The organism is Streptomyces sp. HUAS 31, assembly GCF_028198125.1.
GTDB lineage: Bacteria > Actinomycetota > Actinomycetes > Streptomycetales > Streptomycetaceae > Streptomyces > Streptomyces chartreusis.
In genome coordinates this window covers 7,117,914-7,135,419 of sequence record NZ_CP116353.1, presented here as the reverse complement: position 1 = coordinate 7,135,419, position 17,506 = coordinate 7,117,914, and the positions used below count along the sequence as shown (strand labels likewise).

Here is a 17,506-nt window from a genome sequence, read left to right as displayed (position 1 = left end):
CAAGGGTTCACGCACGAGAAAGGGCCGCACCCCGGACGGGGTACGGCCCTTGTGTCCTTACGGTGCTCAGCGCACCTCGGTGATCTCCGGCCCGCGCTGGAGCTGGCCCATGCCACCGGAGAAGCGGGATCCCGCCTCCTCCTGCTGCACGCCCTCGGGAACCATCTGGGCGTCGTTGGGCAGCTGCAGGACGATCGGATCGCGCGGGGCCATCGGACCCTCGCCGCGGACCACGACCGTGTCCCGGAAGATCTGCTCCAGCAGGCCGGCCGCCTGCGGCTGCACCGCGCCCTGGCCCGAGATCACACCGCGCAGGAACCAGCGGGGACCGTCCACACCGACGAACCGCACGACCTGGAAACCACCCGTGCCGTCCGGCAGTTGCACCGGCACCTGGGCCCGCAGCTCCCAGCCGAGCGGCCCCTCGACCTCGTCGATGATGCCACCCTGCTGGGTGATGCCGGAGCCGATCTCCTCGCGCACCTCGCCCCAGATGCCCTCACGCTTGGGGGCGGCGAATGCCTGGAGCTGGATGGCGCTGTCGCGCAGCACGACCGTCGCCGCGACGATCGCGTCGCCCGCGACCTCCACGCGCAGTTCCATGCCGTCGACGCCCGGCACGAACATGCCGCCCAGGTCCACCCGGCCCTCGGCGGGGTCACGGACCTCGGAGCTGTCCCAGGGCCCGTCGGGCCGCGGTTCCGGTTCGAGCCGCACACGCTCGCGCGTGCCGTCGTCGTCCGCCTCAGAGTCGATGTCGACGACCTGCTCGGGCTCGCCGGCCGCGTCCTCGGCGGCACCCTTCTTGTTGCGACGTCCGAACACGTCACTGTCCTTCCCGGTCGGATACGACCGAAGCGTATCGATTCCCACCCGTAGTGCCGCCTTCGGCGGCCTGACCGCTTTTATCGCTTGTAGCGCCCACCGCGGCATGGCCGCCGGTGGACCCGAAGCCCCCCTCGGCCCTTGCCGAGTCGGGAAGCTCCGCGACCTCCTGGAAGCGAACCCTCTCGACCTGCTGGACAACCAGTTGGGCAATCCGGTCGAAGCGCTCGAACCGCACGGGCTCGTGCGGGTCGAGATTCACCACGATCACCTTGATCTCCCCACGGTACCCGGCATCAACCGTCCCCGGGGCATTCACGAGGGCGACACCGAGACGGGCGGCGAGACCTGAGCGCGGGTGCACGAAGGCCGCGTACCCCTCGGGGAGGGCGATCGACACCCCGGTGGGCAGGACGGCCCGCTCCCCGGGCTTCAGTTCCCGGCTCTCGGTCGTCCGCAGATCGGCCCCCGCGTCACCGGGGTGCGAGTACGTCGGAAGCGGTACGTCCGCATCGAGGCGCCGGATCAGCACGTTCAGGGGATCACGGCTCACGGGTTCACCTCGAAGGCGCGGGCCCGCCGCACCTGGTCCGGGTCGTTCATGGCGGCCCGGATCTCCTCCGGGCGGCCGTTGTCGATGAAGTGGTCGACCTTCACCTCGATGAAGAGGGCGTCCGCGCGCACCGCGACGGGCCCGTCGGGCCCGCCGATCCGCCCGGTGGCGGTGGAGTAGATCTTGCGGCCCGCGACCGCCGTCACCTCGGCCTCCAGATGCAGCACCGTGCCGACCGGCACCGGCCGCACGAAGTCGGTCTCCAGCCGCCCGGTCACGGCGATGGTCCGCAGCAGCCAGTTCAGCGAGCCGAGGGTCTCGTCGAGGGCGGTGGCGAGGACGCCGCCGTGCGCGAGCCCGGGCGCACCCTGGTGGGCGGCCTGCACGGTGAACTCGGCGGTGATGCTCACACCGTCCCCGGCCCGCGCCTCCAGGTGCAGCCCGTGGGGCTGCTCGCCGCCACAGCCGAAACACTCGCCGTAGTGCGCGCCGAGGAGTTCCCCGGGCGCGGGCGCGTCCGGGTGCCGTACCGGTTTCACGGCGTCGGCCGGCGGCTGAAGAGCTGCTGAAGTACCTCTCACAGCCGCAGACCTTACCCGCGCGTCGGAACCTGTCGGACACCGTGCCAAGCTTGTTTCCATGCAGCTTTCCGCCGCCCCGTACGAAGAACGCCTCACCGCCCCCCGGTCCTGGTGGCTGATCTCGTTCCTGGTCGGGCTCTCGCTGGCCCTGATCCTTCTGCCGTTCGGCACGCTCCCCATGCTCGCGGGCCTGGCGGGCGGCACCGCCGCGGCGGCGGTCGTGGCGAGTTCGTACGGCTCCATCCGCATCCGCGTGGTGGGCGACTCCCTGATCGCGGGCGAGGCGAAGCTTCCGGTGCGGGCGCTGGGCGAGGCGCATGTCATGGACTCGGAGGAGGCGCGGGCCTGGCGCACCCACAAGGCCGACACCAGGGCCTTCCTGCTGCTGCGCGCCTACATCCCGACGGCGCTGCGCGTGGAGGTCGTCGACCCCGAGGACCCGACGCCGTACCTGTACCTGTCGACGCGTGAGCCGGAGCGTCTGGCGGAGGCGATCGCCGCGGCCAAGGCCGCGGCCTAGCACACCAGATCGGGCCGTCACCGGCCCGGTCAAGATTTCCCCTGCCCGTCGTAAAAACTTGTCCGCGGCGCCGGCCGGTCAGCCGTTCCCGAGGTCCTTGCGCCACTGGGCGCGTGCGTCGTCACCCATCGGCAGCGGCTTCGCCGGGCGCTCCAGCGGCGGCAGTTCGGGCAACTCCTCCCACGGCACCTGCACCTTCCGCAGGTCGTTCCGGATCCGCGCCGCGAGCTTTTTCGTGTCCCGGCGGTTCATGACCGCGCCCACAGCGGCGCCGACCATGAAGGGCATCAGGTTCGGCAGATTGCGCACCATGCGCTTCATGATCTGTTGACGCAGTTCGCGCTTCATCTGTCCGCCGAGCGCGACGTTGATCGTCGTGGGCTTCATCGGGTCGATGCCGCGTTCCTCGGACCACGAGGAGAGATACGCGGTGCTGCGTTCCTTGAGACCGCCGGGCGGGCGTACGCCGTACACCTCGTGCAGTTCGGCGATCAGCTTCAGCTCGATCGCGGCCACACCGGTGATCTCGGCGGCCAGCTCGGTCGGCATCGCGGGCGGCACCGGCAGCATCGCCGCCGCGCCCACGCCTGCCCCGACCGTCGAGCTCGCGTTGGCGGCACCCGCCACGAGCTTGTCGGCGAGCTGCTCGGGCCCGAGGCCCGGGAACTGGCGCCGCAGCGCCGCGAGGTCACGTACGGGGATACGCGGGGCGTTCTCGATGATCCGGTCGGCCAGGTACCCGAGGGCCGCTCTGGCCCGGCTACCGCCCTTACGGACGCCTTCCCTGGCCCTTTCCCGGATGACCGCGACCCGCCGCCGGGCGACGGGCGCGGGAATCTCGGCCGCCGCCGGGAGGTCAGCCCCGGACAGCGGTTCGAGCGAGGCTCCCGTACCGGATGAGCCCCGCTCGTCGTCACGCGCGCCGTACGGGCCGTCGGACGGCCCTTGGTCCGCTCCCCGCCTGAGGAAGCGGCGCTTCCGAGGAGGGGTCGAGCCAGTCATGCCCGACCCGGCCTCAGTCGCAGTCGCGGCAGATCGGCTGACCGTTCTTCTCCCGGGCCAGCTGGCTGCGGTGGTGCACCAGGAAGCAGCTCATGCATGTGAACTCGTCCTGCTGCTTCGGCAGCACCCGGACGGCCAGCTCCTCGTTCGAGAGGTCCGCGCCGGGCAGTTCCAGGCCCTCGGCGGCCTCGAACTCGTCCACGTCCACAGCGGACGTCGACTTGTCGTTCCGCCGTGCCTTCAGCTCTTCAAGGCTGTCCGAGTCGACGTCGTCGTCGGTCTTGCGTGGGGTGTCGTAATCCGTTGCCATGTCGCTCTCCCCCTCTGGGTGTCTGCGGTGTCTCCAGCGCACGTAACGCGTGAGAGGCCGGACTTGTGCCCGACCCGAGGCGGAGATTTTGCCTCACATCAAGGTCTGTTACTCAATCGACACCCAACCGGACTCCTCAAGAGTGATCGACTTGGATGGCGAACGGGACCGTACACGGTCCTAATGCCGCAGTTCAAAGGCGTCTCACCCTGTACTTCCCGTGATCAAGACCCCCGAAAACCCGGATTTTCCCGGCTTTCCGACAGGTCACATGATCACGGAGAGTAGATGGCCTGAAATTCGCCCTTGTGATCGATCACACACGGTTCCGCTCACCGAGCGCCCAGAAAATTCCGCGCAAAGCGAACATCCCCGTGCCAGCGGCGTGTGTCGGCGCACATGGTCTCAGACCGACAGGGTCACTCGCATCACAAGCCCGCCTCCTTCACGCGGCTGGGCCGAGATGTGGCCGCCATGGGCCCGCACCACCGACCGCACGATGGAGAGGCCGAGGCCCACACCCTTGTCACTGCCCGTGCGCTCCGTCCTGAGCCGCCTGAACGGCTCGAAGAGGTTGTCGATCTCGTACGCCGGGACCACCGGCCCGGTGTTGGAGACGACCAGGACCGCCTGTCCGTGCTGGACCTCGGTGGTGACCTCGACCCAGCCGTCCTCCGGGACGTTGTACCGCACGGCGTTCTGCACCAGGTTCAGGGCGATGCGCTCCAGCAGGACGCCGTTGCCCTGGACCACCGCGGTCTTCTGCTCGCCGCGGATCACCACCCCCTTGGCCTCCGCCTCGGCGTGCACCTGGTCGACGGCCTGCTCGGCGACCTCGGCGAGGTCGACCGGCTTGCGCTCGACGATCTGGTTGTCGCTGCGGGCGAGCAGCAGAAGGCCCTCCACGAGCTGCTCACTGCGCTCGTTGGTGGCCAGCAGCGTCTTGCCGAGCTGCTGGAGCTCCACCGGTGCGTTCGGGTCGGAGAGGTGCACCTCGAGCAGCGTGCGGTTGATCGCCAGCGGGGTGCGCAGCTCGTGCGAGGCGTTGCCGACGAAGCGCTGCTGGGCGGTGAAGGCCCGTTGCAATCGTTCCAGCATGTCGTCGAAGGTGTCGGCCAGCTCCTTCAGCTCGTCGTCCGGGCCGTCCAGCTCGATCCGGCGGGACAGGTCCGAGCCGGCCACCGCGCGGGCGGTGCGGGTGATGCGGCCCAGCGGCGACAGGACACGGCCGGCCATGGCGTAGCCGAAGGCGAAGGCGATGATCGCGAGGCCGAGCAGGGCCAGCAGCGACCGGCTGAGCAGATCGTCGAGGGCGACCCGGCGCTGATCGTCGATACAGGCGCTCACCGCGTCGTTGAACTGCGGGTAGGTGAGGTTCGAGGCGTTGTTGATCGCCGGGCAGTTGTCGCTGGTGACCTTGAGCTCCGCGCCGCCCACGATCTTGAACAGCGGTTCGTTGCCGGTGTTGATGGCCTGCGCGGCCAGCAGGTAGATGATCGACAGCAGCAGGATGCCCGCGATCAGGAACATCCCGCCGTACAGCAGCGTGAGCCTTATCCGGATCGTCGGGCGCAGCCACGGGAAGGGCGGCTCCGACCTGCGGGGGTCCCAGGTGGGCTTCGGGGGCGCCTGGGGAGGCGCGGGAGTGGCGGCCATGGCGGATCAGATCCGGTAGCCGGAACCCGGGACGGTCACGATGACCGGCGGCTCGCCCAGCTTGCGGCGCAGCGTCATGACGGTCACCCGCACCACGTTCGTGAACGGGTCGGTGTTCTCGTCCCACGCCTTCTCCAGGAGCTGCTCGGCGGAGACGACCGCGCCCTCGCTGCGCATCAGCACCTCCAGCACGGCGAACTCCTTCGGCGCGAGCTGCACCTCCTTGCCGTCGCGGAACACCTCGCGGCGGTTGGGGTCCAGCTTGATGCCGGCCCGCTCCAGGACGGGCGGCAGCGGCACGCTGGTGCGGCGGCCGAGGGCACGCACGCGTGCCGTCAGCTCGCTGAAGGCGAAGGGCTTGGGAAGGTAGTCGTCGGCGCCGATCTCCAGCCCCTCGACCCGGTCGCTGACATCGCCGGAGGCCGTGAGCATCAGCACGCGGGTGGGCATGCCGAGTTCGACGATCTTGCGGCAGACGTCGTCGCCGTGCACGAGCGGGAGGTCGCGGTCGAGGACGACCACGTCGTAGTCGTTGACGCCGATGCGCTCCAGGGCGGCCGCACCGTCGTACACGACGTCGACGGCCATGGCCTCCCGGCGCAGTCCGGTGGCCACCGCATCGGCGAGCAGCTGCTCGTCCTCGACGACGAGTACGCGCACGTCGCTTGTCCTTCCTGTGTCCACCCGCGTAGCGGTTGTGCCGCACGTGGGCAGGGGTCTTTGTCGGGTCTCCTGGCCTCCATCCTGCCCTTTTCGGCCATAAGTCGGCGGTAAGACGGGTGAGCGGAGCATGCAGGACGGGTGTGAGGCCCGGGAATGCGAGATTTTCTCTTCCGGTTGAGGTTTCCGTGGGAGGGACCGCGGGGAGGACGGCATGTACACCCCGCGATCACGCTCTGCTTGTGCCGCACCACCTTGCGGTACGAGGGGATCCGCTTTCCGCAGAGCGGGTGTGGGTGTCCGGCACCGTCGCCGCCCGGCATGGGTAGCGCTGGGCACCTACTGGAGACGTGATCGCCCCTTCCGAACGGCACACCCCCGTGCCACCGACCCACGACCCAGGACGAGGGGGCGCAGCATGGACGCATTCACCGCAGGACTTCTGCAGCGCATAAAGACGACCGAGTCCGACCTGACGCGGGCACGTGACGAGGGCGACGACTTCCTCGTCGAGGTGGAGCAGGGCGAGCTCGACGACCTGCGCCGCCTCGCCGCCGAGCATGGTGTGGAAGTCAGCGCGTCTGGCGTCTGATCGGCTTTTCGGTACAACGGCGGCCCCCGGCGAATCCAGCGCCGGGGGCCGCCTTTTTCGTACCTGTCCGTCGGGTCAGTCGTGCCAGGCGCCGAAGTCCTCCAGCAACTGCTGGAGGGGCTCGAAGACTCCCGGCGTCGCGGCGACCGTCAGGTCGCGGCACGGGCGTTCTCCTGGCCGGCCGCCGGTCAGGGCACCCGCCTCGCGGGCGATGAGGTCGCCGGCGGCGAAGTCCCAGGCGTTGAGGCCGCGCTCGTAGTAGCCGTCCAGGCGGCCCGCGGCCAGGTCGCACAGGTCGATCGCGGCCGAGCCGCCGCGGCGGATGTCCCGCAGGAGGGGGATCAGGCGCCGGGCCACGTCGGCCTGGTGGGTGCGGACCTCGGTGACGTAGTTGAAGCCGGTCGAGACCAGGGCCTGGTCGAGGGGGGCCGTGGGACGGCAGGTCAGCCGGCGCTCGCCCTCCCAGGGGCCCGTCGCCCAGGCGCCCTCGCCCCGCACCGCGTGGAACGTCTCGCCGCGCATGGGGGCCGCCACGACGCCGGCCACGGTCTCGCCGTCCTGCTCGGCGGCGATGGAGACGGACCAGGTCGGCAGTCCGTAGAGGTAGTTCACGGTGCCGTCGAGGGGGTCGATCACCCAGCGGACGCCGCTCGTGCCCTCGGTGGAGGCGCCCTCCTCGCCGAGGAATCCGTCGTCGGGGCGCTGCTCGGAGATCAGGTTCGTGATCAGCTTCTCGGCGGCGATGTCCATCTCGGTGACGACGTCGATCGGACTGGACTTGGTCGCGGCCACCGCGAGGTCGGCCGGGCGGCCGTCGCGAAGGAGTTCACCGGCGCGGCGGGCCGCCTCCCGGGCCAGGGTGAGCAGTTCCGTGGGCAGGGCGTCGGTCACGGGGCTCCTCATGCGTAGGGGCTGTCGGCGCCGGCTGCGGCGGGCCTGGGTGCGCGGGAGGGACAGCAGCCGACCGGGCAGACGTTGTGGCTCGCGCCGAGCGCGCCGAGCGCGCAGGGCGTGACCTCCTCGGCGCGCGCCACGGCTGCGCGCTCCAGGACGAGGTCGCGGACCGCGGCGGCGAAACGCGGGTCGTCGCCGACGGTGGCCGAGCGGCGCATCGGCAGGCCCAGCTCCTCGGCCTTGTCCCTGGCCTCGGTGTCGAGGTCGTAGAGGACCTCCATGTGGTCGGAGACGAAGCCGATGGGCGCGATCACGACGGCAGGGACACCGGCCGCGTGCCGCTCCTGGAGGTGGTCGCAGATGTCGGGCTCCAGCCAGGGGATGTGCGGGGCTCCGGAGCGGGACTGGTAGACGAGCTGCCAGGGGTGGTCCACGCCCGTGCGCTCACGGACGGCGTCCGCGATCACGCGAGCCACGTCCAGATGCTCGGCGACGTACGCGCCGCCGTCGCCGTGGTCCTCGACGCGGCCGGAGCTGTCGGCCGCGGCGGTCGGGATGGAGTGGGTGGAGAACGCGATGTGCGCGCCGGCCCGGACGTCCTCGGGAAGCTCGGCCAGGGAGCGCAGCACGCCGTCGATCATCGGCTCCAGGAAGCCGGGGTGGTTGAAGTAGTGCCGCAGCTTGTCGACCCTGGGCAGTTCGAGGCCCTCGGCCTCCAGCGCGGCCAGCGAGTCGGCGAGGTTCTCGCGGTACTGGCGGCAGCCCGAGTAGGAGGCGTAGGCGCTGGTGGCGAGGACCAGGATGCGGCGGTGGCCGTCGGTGACCATCTCGCGCAGCGTGTCCGTCAGGTACGGCGCCCAGTTGCGGTTGCCCCAGTAGATCGGCAGATCCAGACCGTGCTCGGCGAAGTCCTTGCGCAGGGCGTCCAGCAGGGCGCGGTTCTGGTCGTTGATGGGGCTGACGCCGCCGAACCGGAAGTAGTGCTCGCCGACTTCCTTGAGGCGTTCGGTGGGGATGCCCCGCCCACGGGTGACGTTCTCCAGGAATGGGATCACGTCGTCCGGGCCCTCGGGGCCGCCGAAGGAGAGCAGGAGCAAGGCGTCGTAGGGGCTGGCATCGCGCGCGTCTGGCATGGGTCGATCCTGTCATCCGGTACTGACAGCCGGGAAACGGCGGGGTGTCGACCCGGGTTCCCCGTTCGCCCGGACGGGTGCGTTAGGGTCACCTAACTCGTAAGCTGTCTCGGCTGGCGACACGCCTTACCGCGCGCTCCAGAGCCTCACCCGTCCACGCCTGCTTCCGCCTTGACCGGAGACCCCCGTGCCCAGCCCCTACCGCGCCCTGTTCGCCGCCCCCGGCTCCAAGGCCTTCTCCGCCGCGGGTCTCCTCGGCCGGATGCCGCTGTCGATGATGGGCATCGGCGTGGTGACCATGGTTTCCCAACTGACCGGGCGGTACGGCCTGGCCGGCGCCCTGTCGGCCACCATCGCGCTCGCCGCTGCGGTGGCGGGCCCTCAGGTCTCGCGCATGGTGGACCAGTACGGGCAGGCCCGGGTGCTGCGCCCGGCGACGCTGATCTCGCTCGCGGCGGGCGCCCTGCTGCTGTTCGCGGCGCACTACTCGTGGCCGGACTGGGTGCTGTTCGTGGCCTGTGTCGGCATCGGCTGCGTGCCGAGCGTGGGGGCGATGATCAGGGCCCGCTGGGCCGCGCTGTACCGGGGGACCCCACAGCTGCACACCGCGTACTCCTTCGAGTCCGTGATCGACGAGGTGTGCTTCATCTTCGGGCCGATCATCTCCATCGGGCTGTCGACGGCGTGGTTCCCCGAGGCCGGGCCGCTGCTCGCGGGCTGTTTCCTGGCGGTCGGCGTCTTCTGGCTGACCGCGCAGCACGCCACCGAGCCCGCGCCGCATCCGCGCGAGAAGCAGGGCGGCAGCTCGGCCGTGCGGGCCCCCGGGCTCCAGGTGCTGGTGGCCACCTTCGTGGCGACCGGCGCGATCTTCGGGGCCGTCGACGTGGTCACGGTGGCCTTCGCGGACGAGCAGGGGCACAAGAGCGCCGCGAGCCTGGTCCTCGCGCTGTACGCGGCGGGCTCCTGCGCGGCGGGCCTCGTCTTCGGGCTGCTGCGCTTCAAGGGGGCGCCCGAACGTCGTTGGCTGCTGGGCATATGCGCGATGGCCGTGAGTATGATCCCCCTCCTACTGGTCGGAAACTTGCCGTTTCTGGCCGTGGCGCTGTTCGTCTCGGGCATGGCGGTCGCTCCCACGATGATCACCACCATGTCCCTGATCGAAGAGCACGTACCACGCGCGCAACTGACCGAGGGCATGACCTGGGTGAGCACCGGGCTGGCGGTCGGGGTCGCGCTCGGCTCCTCCATGGCCGGCTGGGTCATCGACGCGGCCGGCGCGGACGCCGGGTACGGGGTTCCGGCGGTGTCCGGGGCCGTCGCGGTCGCGGTCGGTTTCCTGGGGTATCGCCGGCTCAGCAGGCCGGCTCCGCGTCGGGAGGGCACCGTTGAGCAGCACAGCGAGCGGGAAGAACGGCACGTGGCGTAACTGGGGCGGCACTGTCTCCGCCCGCCCCGCGCGGGAGGTCGCTCCGGCGTCCGTGGAGGAACTGGCCGCGGCGATACGCCGGGCCGCCGAGGACGGCCTGAAGGTGAAGGCGGTCGGCAGCGGGCACTCCTTCACGTCCATAGCCGCGACCGACGGTGTGCTGGTCCGCCCTCAGCTGCTGACGGGCATCCGGCACATCGACCGCGAGGCGGGGACGGTCACGGTCGAGGCGGGCACCCCGCTCAAGCGCCTCAATGTGGCCCTGGCGCGCGAGGGCCTGTCGCTCGCGAACATGGGCGACATCATGGAGCAGACGGTCTCCGGCGCCACCAGCACCGGCACGCACGGCACGGGCCGCGACTCGGCCTCGATCGCCGCTCAGATCAAGGCCCTGGAACTGGTCACCGCCGACGGCTCCGTGCTCACCTGCTCCGAGAAGGGGACCGATGAAGAACGCGCGGTCTTCGCGGCGGCCCGTATCGGCCTCGGCGCCCTGGGCGTGGTCACCGCCATCACCTTCGCCGTGGAGCCGATCTTCCTGCTGACCGCGCGGGAGGAGCCGATGCCGTTCGCACGGGTCCTGGCGGAGTTCGACGAACTGTGGACCGAGAACGAGCACTTCGAGTTCTACTGGTTCCCGCACACCGGCAGCACCAACACCAAGCGCAACAACAGAAGCGCGGGCCCGGAGAAGCCGGTGGGGCAGCTCGCCGGCTGGTTCGAGGACGAACTGCTCTCCAACGGCGTCTTCCAGGTGGCCCAGTGGGTCGGCCGCGCGGTGCCCGCCACCATCCCGGCGATAGCCCAGGTCTCCAGCAAGGCCCTCTCCGCGCGGACCTACACGGACATCCCCTACAAGGTCTTCACATCACCGCGCCGGGTGCGCTTCGTGGAGATGGAGTACGCCGTTCCGCGCGAGGCCGTCGTCGAGACGCTGCGCGAACTCAAGGCCATGGTCGAGCGCTCCGGCCTGCGGGTCAGCTTCCCCGTCGAGGTGCGCACCGCCCCGGCCGACGACATCACCCTGTCCACCGCCTCGGGGCGCGACAGCGCGTACATCGCCGTCCACATGGTCAAGGGCACCCCGTTCCAGCGGTACTTCACCTCGGCCGAACGCATCTTCACGGCGCACGAGGGGCGCCCGCACTGGGGCAAGATCCACACGCGCGACGCCGAGTACTTGGCCGGGGTCTACCCGCGCTTCGAGGAGTTCACCGCGCTGCGGGACCGGCTCGACCCCGACCGGCTCTTCCAGAACGACTACCTGCGGAGGGTGTTGGGCGCGTAGCGCCCGGTCCGCGAGCCCGCCGTTCCGGCCAACTGCGCGACGGGGGCACGCACGGTCGAAAGCATTAGTTCCGTTTCTGACATTTGCGTGAAGTACGCCACGTTCAAGGTCCAAAACCGCCCAACCCACGGCCGAGTCACGCCTCTTGCCAGAAGTTGGGCGGCGTGCCAATCCACGCACGTGGCCCAAATGGAGTACTGTGGCGAGCCCTGGGTCCGGTCTCCCGCCTGGGCATCCGTGGCCTTCAAGGACCGCCGGGAGGGGGCTAGTTGCACAGGGTGACGGAGTTGGTCACTTAGCGTTGCGAATAGGTAACCGTGCCATAACGGCGATCCAGGGCCCGTGCCCGACACGCCGGGCAACTCGGCAAGGTTGTGGCAGGCTGCACCCGGGCAGGCCACACTCGACTAGCGGAAGCAGCGACGCACGTGACGTCGGCAGGCACCACCCGGGAGGTCCCCATGCCCGAACTGCGTGTCGTGGCCGTCTCAAATGACGGCACACGGCTGGTGCTGAAGGCTGCCGACGCAACGGAGTACACCCTTCCGATCGACGAACGCCTGCGCGCAGCCGTGCGCGGCGACCGTCCGCGTCTCGGCCAGATCGAGATCGAGGTGGAGAGCCATCTCCGCCCCCGCGACATCCAGGCGCGTATACGCGCCGGTGCCACCGCGGAAGAGGTCGCCCAGCTCGCCGGTATCCCCGTCGACCGTGTGCGGCGCTTCGAGGGTCCCGTGCTCGCCGAGCGTGCCTTCATGGCCGAGCGGGCGCGCAAGACTCCCGTGCGCAGGCCCGGTGAGAACGCCGCGGGTCCGCAGCTCGGCGAGGCCGTCCAGGAGCGGCTGCCGTTGCGCGGCGCCGACAAGGACACCGTGCAGTGGGACTCGTGGCGCCGCGACGACGGCACCTGGGAAGTACTGCTGGTCTACCTGGTGGCGGGCGAACCGCACTCGGCGAGCTGGACCTACGACCCGCCCCGGCGGCTCGTCCAGGCCGTCGACGAGGAGGCGCGCTCGCTGATCGGCGAGTCCGACGACCTCGCCGCGCCGGAGCCCAGCTTCCCGTTCGTGCCGCGGATCGCCCGGCTCCCGCGTGAGCGTTCGATGGACCGTGCCCTCGACACCGCGCGGCCGAGCCTGCCGGCCCAGGCCTCCGAACCGGTCGAGGAGACCGCGGAGGAGCGGGACTCGCTGACCAGCCTGCTGGAGGCGGTTCCCAGCTTCCGCGGTGACATGGTGGTCCCCGAGCGCCCTGCGGAGCCCGAGGTGGAGGAGCCGCCGGCCGAACCGGCCGCGGAGGAGCCTCCCGCTCCGGCCGCGTCCGCCGGTTCCGCCTACGCGGACGTCCTCATGCCCCGCTCCGTGGGCAGCCACCGCGATCGCCTCATCGGTGCCACCGACCGCCAGGCCGAGGCGGACGGCGTCCGTCCGGGCCGCCGGGCGGCCGTCCCGAGCTGGGACGAGATCGTGTTCGGCACCCGCAGGAAGAAGCAGGAGTAGCCGGTAACCGCCGGTCGTACAGCCGCCCGTGCGGCCGTACGAAGACGAGGGCCGCGTTGTTCGCAACGCGGCCCTCGATCCGTGTACGGGTCCTACTGCGGATCGGGACCCACGGCCACCGGACGGGACGGGTCCGAGGACCACTCCGACCAGGAGCCGACGTACAGGTCCGCCGGGATGCCCGCGACGGCCAGGGCCAGGGCCTGGTGCGCGGCGGAGACTCCCGAGCCGCAGTAGACGCCGACGCGGGTGTCCTCGCAGGCGCCCAGGGACTTGAAGCGGGCGGCGAGTTCCTCGGCGGGCAGGAAGCGGCCGTCCGAGCCGACGTTTTCGTTGGTGGGGGCGGACACGGCGCCGGGGATGTGGCCGCCGACGGGGTCGATCGGCTCGACCTCGCCGCGGTAGCGCTCACCCGCTCGTGCGTCCAGCAGTACCCCCGACCGGGCGAGAGCCGCGGCGCCGTCGGCGTCGAGCAGACCCGTCGCGCCCGGCACCGGCTCGAAGTCGCCCTCCTCCGGCGTCGGCACCGAGGTCTCCAGCGGGCCCTGCCAGGCCGGCAGTCCGCCGTCGAGGACCCGCACGTCGGAGTGACCCGTCCAGCGCAGCAGCCACCAGGCACGGGCCGCCGCCCAGCCCTGCCCGCCGTCGTACACGACCACCGGCGTCCCCGAGGACACGCCCGCCCGTCGCATCGCCGTACCGAATTCAGCCAAGTCGGGCAGGGGGTGACGGCCGTGCGAACCGGGCGCGGAGGCCAGTTCCCGGTCCAGATCGACGTAGACCGCGCCGGGGAGGTGCCCCGACTCGTAGGCCTTGCGGCCGTCGAACGGGGGCTCGCCAGGGGTCTTGGCCAGGCTCAACTGCCAGCGGACGTCGAGCAGCACCGGCGGCTGCTGCCCCGTCAGCGCGCTCGCGAGGTCGGATGCGGTGATGATGGCGTTCATGGCCACCATCCTCGCGCACGGGGTGGCCGCATCGCCCCGCTCCGGATACTCTGCCCGCCGGACAGGCCCGATCACGAGGCGTACGGGATCGGGCACATGCTGTACAGCCGATCGACATCCGTCGGCAATCGCACGGAAACGGGCAGTCCATCGCACACCGGGCATCCTCCGGTCGGCGGCCGTCGTGCGGCGGCGTGCCCGCAGCGCGCGCGACCTCGGGCGGTGCGAGCATCGGCTCGGGGGGCGGGACAGCGGATGAGACGCGGCCACCGCGAGGGGCCGAGGAGAGAGTGACGATGACCGAGGCACGGGGGTCGGCCGGCCCGAACGGCGTGACGCACGCTCGGCACGCGCCCGGCACGCCCTGCTGGGTGAGCCTGATGGTGCACGGGCTGGCCGCGACCCAGGAGTTCTACGGAGCGCTGTTCGGCTGGGAGTTCCGCCCCGGCCCGCAGCAGCTCGGCCCCTATGTGCGGGCCCTGCTCGACGGCCGTGAGGTCGCCGGCATCGGCCAGCTGCCGCCCGACCGTCACCTCCCCGTCGCCTGGACTCCCTACCTCGCCTCGAACGACGTGGACCTGACCGCCGACACGGTACGGCTGTGCGGCGGTACCGTCGGCGTCGGCCCGCTGGACGCCGCCGAGGCCGGCCGGATGGCGATCTGCTCCGACCCCTCCGGCGCCGTCTTCGGCATCTGGCAGACGGCCGCCCACCTCGGCACGGCCATCACCGGTGTGCCCGGCACCCCGGCCTGGAACGAGCTGGTGACCTTCGAGACGGTGACCGTCGCCAAGTTCTACGAGACGGTGTTCGGCTACGAGGAGGAGGCGGCGGCCTCCGCCGACCTCGACTACGTCGGTCTGTACCTCGACGGCCGCCCGGTCGCCGGCATCCACGGCGTCGGCAGCGCCCTGCCCCGAGACCGGGGCCCGCACTGGATGACGTACTTCGAAGTCGCCGACGCGGACGAGGCGGTGGAGCGGATCGTCGGCCTCGGCGGCCATGTCCTGCGGCCGGCCCACGACAGCGCCCACGGCAGGGTGGCGACGGTCGCGGATCCCGAGGGCGCCCGGTTCTCCGTGATCCAGAACCCGTGCTGACGACGGCCGCGCGACTCAGGCCGGCTGCACCGGCAGCACGTCCGGGGACAGCGCCGCCGCCCGTGCGCTGGCCGCCGTCATCCGGCGGCGGTGGTGGCGGCGGCACAGGACCTCGTAGCCGACGGCGTCGGACTGGTTGACGTCGCCGACGACCACCTGGGCGCCCTCGACGACCATCTCGCCGCCTATCGTGCGCGCGTTGTGGGTGGCGCGGGCGCCGCACCAGCACAGGGCCTCGACCTGGAGCACCTCGACCCGGTCGGCGAGTTCCACCAGGCGCTGGGAGCCGGGGAACAGCTTGCTGCGGAAGTCGGTGGTGATGCCGAAGGCGTACACGTCCAGGCCCAGGTCGTCGACCACGCGGGCGAGTTGGTCGATCTGGACCGGGGCGAGGAACTGGGCCTCGTCGGCGATGACGTAGTCCGCGCGGCCACCGCGGGAGAGGTGGTCGACCATGTAGCCGTACAGGTCCATGCCGTCCTCGACCTCCACCGCGTCGGTGACCAGACCGAGCCGTGAGGACAGCTTGCCCTCGCCCTCGCGGTCGTCGCGCGTGAAGATCATGCCCGCGAGACCACGCGCCGAACGGTTGTGCTCGATCTGCAGAGCCAGTGTCGACTTCCCGCAGTCCATGGTTCCGGAGAAGAACACCAGCTCGGGCATGTGGAGTTGAGCACCTTTCGGCAACAAGGGGTCGAGGGGAGGCTTCAGGAGCGTACTTCGAGCAGGGGGACCAGCTGCTCGGCGGGGGTCATCGAACCGTGGTTGCCGACCATCGCCGACTCCTTCGGCTCCCGCTCGGAGGCGATGATCAGGACGTCGTCGCGGGCGGCGGCGATGACATCGCCGATGCGGTCGTGGACCCGCTCGTCGATCTGCGGCCCGAACCAGCCCGCCTCGATCGCCTCGTCGCGCGATGCCACCCAGAACTGCTCGCCGAGCACCTCTCGCCAGCAGGTCAGGACGTCGTTCGCGGCGCCCGGCACCGCGTACACGTGCCGCGCGCGGCCCTCGCCGCCCAGCAGGGCGACACCGGCGCGCAGCTCCCAGTCCTCGTCGAAGTCGATGCGGTGCTCTTCGTCGAAGGGCACGTCGATCATGCCGTGGTCGGCGGTGACGTAGAGCGCGGTGCGCTCCGGGAGCTGCTCGGCGAGGCGCTGGACGAGCCGGTCGACGTGCATGAGCTGGCCGCGCCAGGTGTCCGAGTCGACGCCGTAGCGATGGCCGGCGCCGTCGAGCTCGGCGTAGTACGTGTAGACCAGGGAGCGGTCGCCCGCGGCCAGTTGCTCGGCCGCCAGGTCCATGCGCTCCTCGCCGGTCAGCCGCCCGAGGAACGTTCCGCCACTGAGTGCGACCTTGGTCAGCGGGGTGTTCTGGAAGGTGGGCGAGGACACCTGGGCGGCGTGCACGCCCGCCCGGTGGGCCAGCTCGAAGACGGTCGGGTACGGCTGCCAGACGTGCGGCGCCGTCCACGGGTTCCAGCGCAGCTGGTTCATCAGCTCGCCGGTGTCGGGGTTGCGGACGGTGTAGCCGGGCAGGCCGTGCGCGCCCGGCGGGAGGCCGGTGCCGACGGAGGCGAGGGAGGTCGCGGTGGTCGCCGGGTAGCCGGTGGTGATCGGGCGTCCGGTGCCGCCGCGCGAGCTGCCGAGGAGCGCGCTCATGAAGGGGGCTTCCTCGGGGTGCTCCTTGAGCTGCTCCCAGCCGAGGCCGTCGATCAGGAACACGCAGTTGCGGTCGGCGGGGGTCAGCTCGCCGATCGTGGCGGTCATGCCCGGTACGGCCATGCCGGCGGCCAGCGTGGGCAGCAGGTCGGCGAGCGAGCCGCTGCCGTACTCGGGGGACGGCGCGGAGGTGACGGCGAGGGGTTCCGGATGGGGGTCCCAGGCGGTGGACTGTGCGGACTGGGACATCAGCGGGTGAGGTCCGCGGTCGCCTCGGACAGGGCCTGGGCGAAGGCGAGCGTCTGGCGCACCGTCTCCGGTCCGTCGCCGGCCTCGCTGACGCGCAGGCTGAGGTCGTCCGCCGTCGAGCTGCCCGTGTAGCCGTGGTCGGCCTCGCAGTTGGGGTCGCCGCAGGCGGCGGGCTCCAGGTCGATGCGGGAGACGGCGCCCCAGCCGATGGTGAGGACGACCTCGCGGGGCAGCGTGCCCACGGTGTACTGCTCGGGGTTGGCGACGACGCGGCTGAGCACGACCGAGGAGATCCGGCCGAGCTTGACCGACTCCGTCGAGGTCGTGGCGTACGGCGTCGGGGAGGTGCTGTCCGCGGCCTGCTCGTCGGTGTGGCTGACGATGAAGCGGTTGCCGGTGAGGACGAGGACCGTCACATGCCGCCGTACCTCGTTCTGGTCGAACGTGGTCTCCTGGTGGACCAGGTACGACCGGATGGGCTCGCCGCCCACGGCGGCCTCCACCGCCTCGGCCACGAGGGCCGGGTAGTAGCCGCTGCGCTCGATCGCCGCTCGCAGCCCCTGGGTCGTCGTACTGGTCTTGGCCATGACGCCCATCCTACGGGGGTGCACTG

At 71.1% G+C, this 17,506-nt stretch carries 19 protein-coding genes; 6 read left to right on the top strand and 13 right to left on the bottom strand.

What is annotated here, in order from left to right; translation table 11 throughout:
- Positions 1–66: 66 nt before the first annotated feature.
- From PGH47_RS31810 to PGH47_RS31800, 3 genes are read right to left on the bottom strand one after another with little or no spacing between them, the layout of a single operon-like run.
- Positions 67–825, bottom strand: coding sequence for a DUF3710 domain-containing protein (locus PGH47_RS31810; protein WP_030967362.1), 759 nt, complete (start codon positions 823–825; stop codon positions 67–69).
- A 1-nt stretch (position 826) separates the two neighbouring features.
- Positions 827–1,378: a dUTP diphosphatase gene (gene dut, locus PGH47_RS31805; protein ID WP_271666223.1), complete on the bottom strand. Its 552-nt coding sequence runs from the start codon at positions 1,376–1,378 to the stop codon at positions 827–829.
- The gene (locus tag PGH47_RS31800; protein WP_271666222.1) at positions 1,375–1,959 is read right to left on the bottom strand and encodes a PaaI family thioesterase; all 585 of its coding nucleotides are present in this window, start codon (positions 1,957–1,959) and stop codon (positions 1,375–1,377) included. The genes dut and PGH47_RS31800 overlap by 4 nt, the downstream gene beginning before the upstream one ends.
- A 58-nt stretch (positions 1,960–2,017) precedes the next feature.
- On the opposite strand from PGH47_RS31800, the gene PGH47_RS31795 reads away from it, so the two are divergent.
- Complete coding sequence (locus PGH47_RS31795; RefSeq protein WP_107907502.1) at positions 2,018–2,479, top strand: DUF3093 domain-containing protein; 462 nt, start codon at positions 2,018–2,020, stop codon at positions 2,477–2,479.
- Positions 2,480–2,557: 78 nt separating this feature from the next.
- Here PGH47_RS31795 and PGH47_RS31790 read toward each other — a convergent pair whose 3' ends face one another.
- The 4 genes from PGH47_RS31790 to PGH47_RS31775 all read right to left on the bottom strand — a co-directional run bounded on the left by PGH47_RS31790 (position 2,558) and on the right by PGH47_RS31775 (position 6,107).
- Entirely contained in the window at positions 2,558–3,481 is a 924-nt protein-coding gene (locus PGH47_RS31790; RefSeq protein ID WP_271666221.1) for a hypothetical protein, read from the bottom strand.
- A 13-nt stretch (positions 3,482–3,494) separates the two neighbouring features.
- Positions 3,495–3,791, bottom strand: coding sequence for a DUF4193 domain-containing protein (locus PGH47_RS31785; RefSeq protein WP_005481602.1), 297 nt, complete (start codon positions 3,789–3,791; stop codon positions 3,495–3,497).
- Positions 3,792–4,196: 405 nt separating this feature from the next.
- Positions 4,197–5,447, bottom strand: a complete 1,251-nt coding sequence (locus PGH47_RS31780) for a sensor histidine kinase (protein WP_030967357.1) — start codon at positions 5,445–5,447, stop codon at positions 4,197–4,199.
- A gap of 6 nt (positions 5,448–5,453) precedes the next feature.
- On the bottom strand, positions 5,454–6,107 hold the full coding sequence (locus tag PGH47_RS31775; RefSeq protein WP_007385219.1) for a response regulator transcription factor: 654 nt from the start codon (positions 6,105–6,107) through the stop codon (positions 5,454–5,456).
- Positions 6,108–6,525: 418 nt separating this feature from the next.
- Here PGH47_RS31775 and PGH47_RS31770 point away from each other — a divergent pair, with 418 nt between their 5' ends.
- Positions 6,526–6,699: a hypothetical protein gene (locus PGH47_RS31770; protein WP_163017036.1), complete on the top strand. Its 174-nt coding sequence runs from the start codon at positions 6,526–6,528 to the stop codon at positions 6,697–6,699.
- 75 nt (positions 6,700–6,774) lie between these two features.
- Here the strand turns inward: PGH47_RS31770 and PGH47_RS31765 are convergent, their stop codons facing one another.
- The gene (locus PGH47_RS31765) at positions 6,775–7,590 is read right to left on the bottom strand and encodes an inositol monophosphatase family protein (protein WP_271666220.1); all 816 of its coding nucleotides are present in this window, start codon (positions 7,588–7,590) and stop codon (positions 6,775–6,777) included.
- Between the two features lie 8 nt (positions 7,591–7,598).
- Positions 7,599–8,726 (bottom strand): ferrochelatase, encoded by a 1,128-nt coding sequence (locus tag PGH47_RS31760; protein WP_271666219.1) that lies wholly within the window; start codon positions 8,724–8,726, stop codon positions 7,599–7,601.
- 187 nt (positions 8,727–8,913) lie between these two features.
- Here PGH47_RS31760 and PGH47_RS31755 point away from each other — a divergent pair, with 187 nt between their 5' ends.
- The 3 genes from PGH47_RS31755 (at position 8,914) to sepH (ending at position 12,939) form a co-directional block, all read left to right on the top strand.
- Entirely contained in the window at positions 8,914–10,152 is a 1,239-nt protein-coding gene (locus tag PGH47_RS31755; RefSeq protein WP_107907498.1) for an MFS transporter, read from the top strand.
- Positions 10,112–11,440, top strand: coding sequence for a D-arabinono-1,4-lactone oxidase (locus tag PGH47_RS31750; RefSeq protein ID WP_271666218.1), 1,329 nt, complete (start codon positions 10,112–10,114; stop codon positions 11,438–11,440). Before PGH47_RS31755 ends, PGH47_RS31750 begins: the two co-directional genes overlap by 41 nt.
- Positions 11,441–11,901: 461 nt before the next feature.
- Complete coding sequence (gene sepH, locus PGH47_RS31745) at positions 11,902–12,939, top strand: septation protein SepH (RefSeq protein ID WP_107907496.1); 1,038 nt, start codon at positions 11,902–11,904, stop codon at positions 12,937–12,939.
- A 92-nt stretch (positions 12,940–13,031) separates the two neighbouring features.
- Here the strand turns inward: sepH and PGH47_RS31740 are convergent, their stop codons facing one another.
- Entirely contained in the window at positions 13,032–13,883 is an 852-nt protein-coding gene (locus PGH47_RS31740; RefSeq protein ID WP_271666217.1) for a sulfurtransferase, read from the bottom strand.
- Positions 13,884–14,179: 296 nt separating this feature from the next.
- Here PGH47_RS31740 and PGH47_RS31735 point away from each other — a divergent pair, with 296 nt between their 5' ends.
- Positions 14,180–14,983, top strand: coding sequence for a VOC family protein (locus PGH47_RS31735; protein ID WP_271666216.1), 804 nt, complete (start codon positions 14,180–14,182; stop codon positions 14,981–14,983).
- A 15-nt stretch (positions 14,984–14,998) separates the two neighbouring features.
- On the opposite strand, the gene PGH47_RS31730 is transcribed toward PGH47_RS31735, so the two are convergent.
- Genes PGH47_RS31730 through PGH47_RS31720 form a run of 3 tightly spaced genes read right to left on the bottom strand, consistent with a single transcriptional unit; the run spans position 14,999 to position 17,480 of the window.
- Complete coding sequence (locus tag PGH47_RS31730; RefSeq protein WP_107907493.1) at positions 14,999–15,646, bottom strand: thymidine kinase; 648 nt, start codon at positions 15,644–15,646, stop codon at positions 14,999–15,001.
- A gap of 44 nt (positions 15,647–15,690) precedes the next feature.
- The gene (locus PGH47_RS31725; protein ID WP_271666215.1) at positions 15,691–16,893 is read right to left on the bottom strand and encodes an alkaline phosphatase family protein; all 1,203 of its coding nucleotides are present in this window, start codon (positions 16,891–16,893) and stop codon (positions 15,691–15,693) included.
- Positions 16,893–17,480 (bottom strand): DUF5998 family protein, encoded by a 588-nt coding sequence (locus PGH47_RS31720; RefSeq protein WP_030956635.1) that lies wholly within the window; start codon positions 17,478–17,480, stop codon positions 16,893–16,895. The genes PGH47_RS31725 and PGH47_RS31720 overlap by 1 nt, the downstream gene beginning before the upstream one ends.
- Positions 17,481–17,506: the final 26 nt, after the last annotated feature.

Coding starts and splice junctions, on each gene's coding strand:
- PGH47_RS31795 (WP_107907502.1), top strand. CDS start 2,018: ATGCAGCTTTCCGCCGCCCCGTACGAAGAACGCCTCACCGCCCCCCGG.
- PGH47_RS31790 (WP_271666221.1), bottom strand. CDS start 3,481: ATGACTGGCTCGACCCCTCCTCGGAAGCGCCGCTTCCTCAGGCGGGGA.
- PGH47_RS31785 (WP_005481602.1), bottom strand. CDS start 3,791: ATGGCAACGGATTACGACACCCCACGCAAGACCGACGACGACGTCGAC.
- PGH47_RS31780 (WP_030967357.1), bottom strand. CDS start 5,447: ATGGCCGCCACTCCCGCGCCTCCCCAGGCGCCCCCGAAGCCCACCTGG.
- PGH47_RS31770 (WP_163017036.1), top strand. CDS start 6,526: ATGGACGCATTCACCGCAGGACTTCTGCAGCGCATAAAGACGACCGAG.
- PGH47_RS31760 (WP_271666219.1), bottom strand. CDS start 8,726: ATGCCAGACGCGCGCGATGCCAGCCCCTACGACGCCTTGCTCCTGCTC.
- sepH (WP_107907496.1), top strand. CDS start 11,902: ATGCCCGAACTGCGTGTCGTGGCCGTCTCAAATGACGGCACACGGCTG.
- PGH47_RS31740 (WP_271666217.1), bottom strand. CDS start 13,883: ATGAACGCCATCATCACCGCATCCGACCTCGCGAGCGCGCTGACGGGG.
- PGH47_RS31735 (WP_271666216.1), top strand. CDS start 14,180: ATGACCGAGGCACGGGGGTCGGCCGGCCCGAACGGCGTGACGCACGCT.
- PGH47_RS31730 (WP_107907493.1), bottom strand. CDS start 15,646: ATGCCCGAGCTGGTGTTCTTCTCCGGAACCATGGACTGCGGGAAGTCG.
- PGH47_RS31725 (WP_271666215.1), bottom strand. CDS start 16,893: ATGTCCCAGTCCGCACAGTCCACCGCCTGGGACCCCCATCCGGAACCC.
- PGH47_RS31720 (WP_030956635.1), bottom strand. CDS start 17,480: ATGGCCAAGACCAGTACGACGACCCAGGGGCTGCGAGCGGCGATCGAG.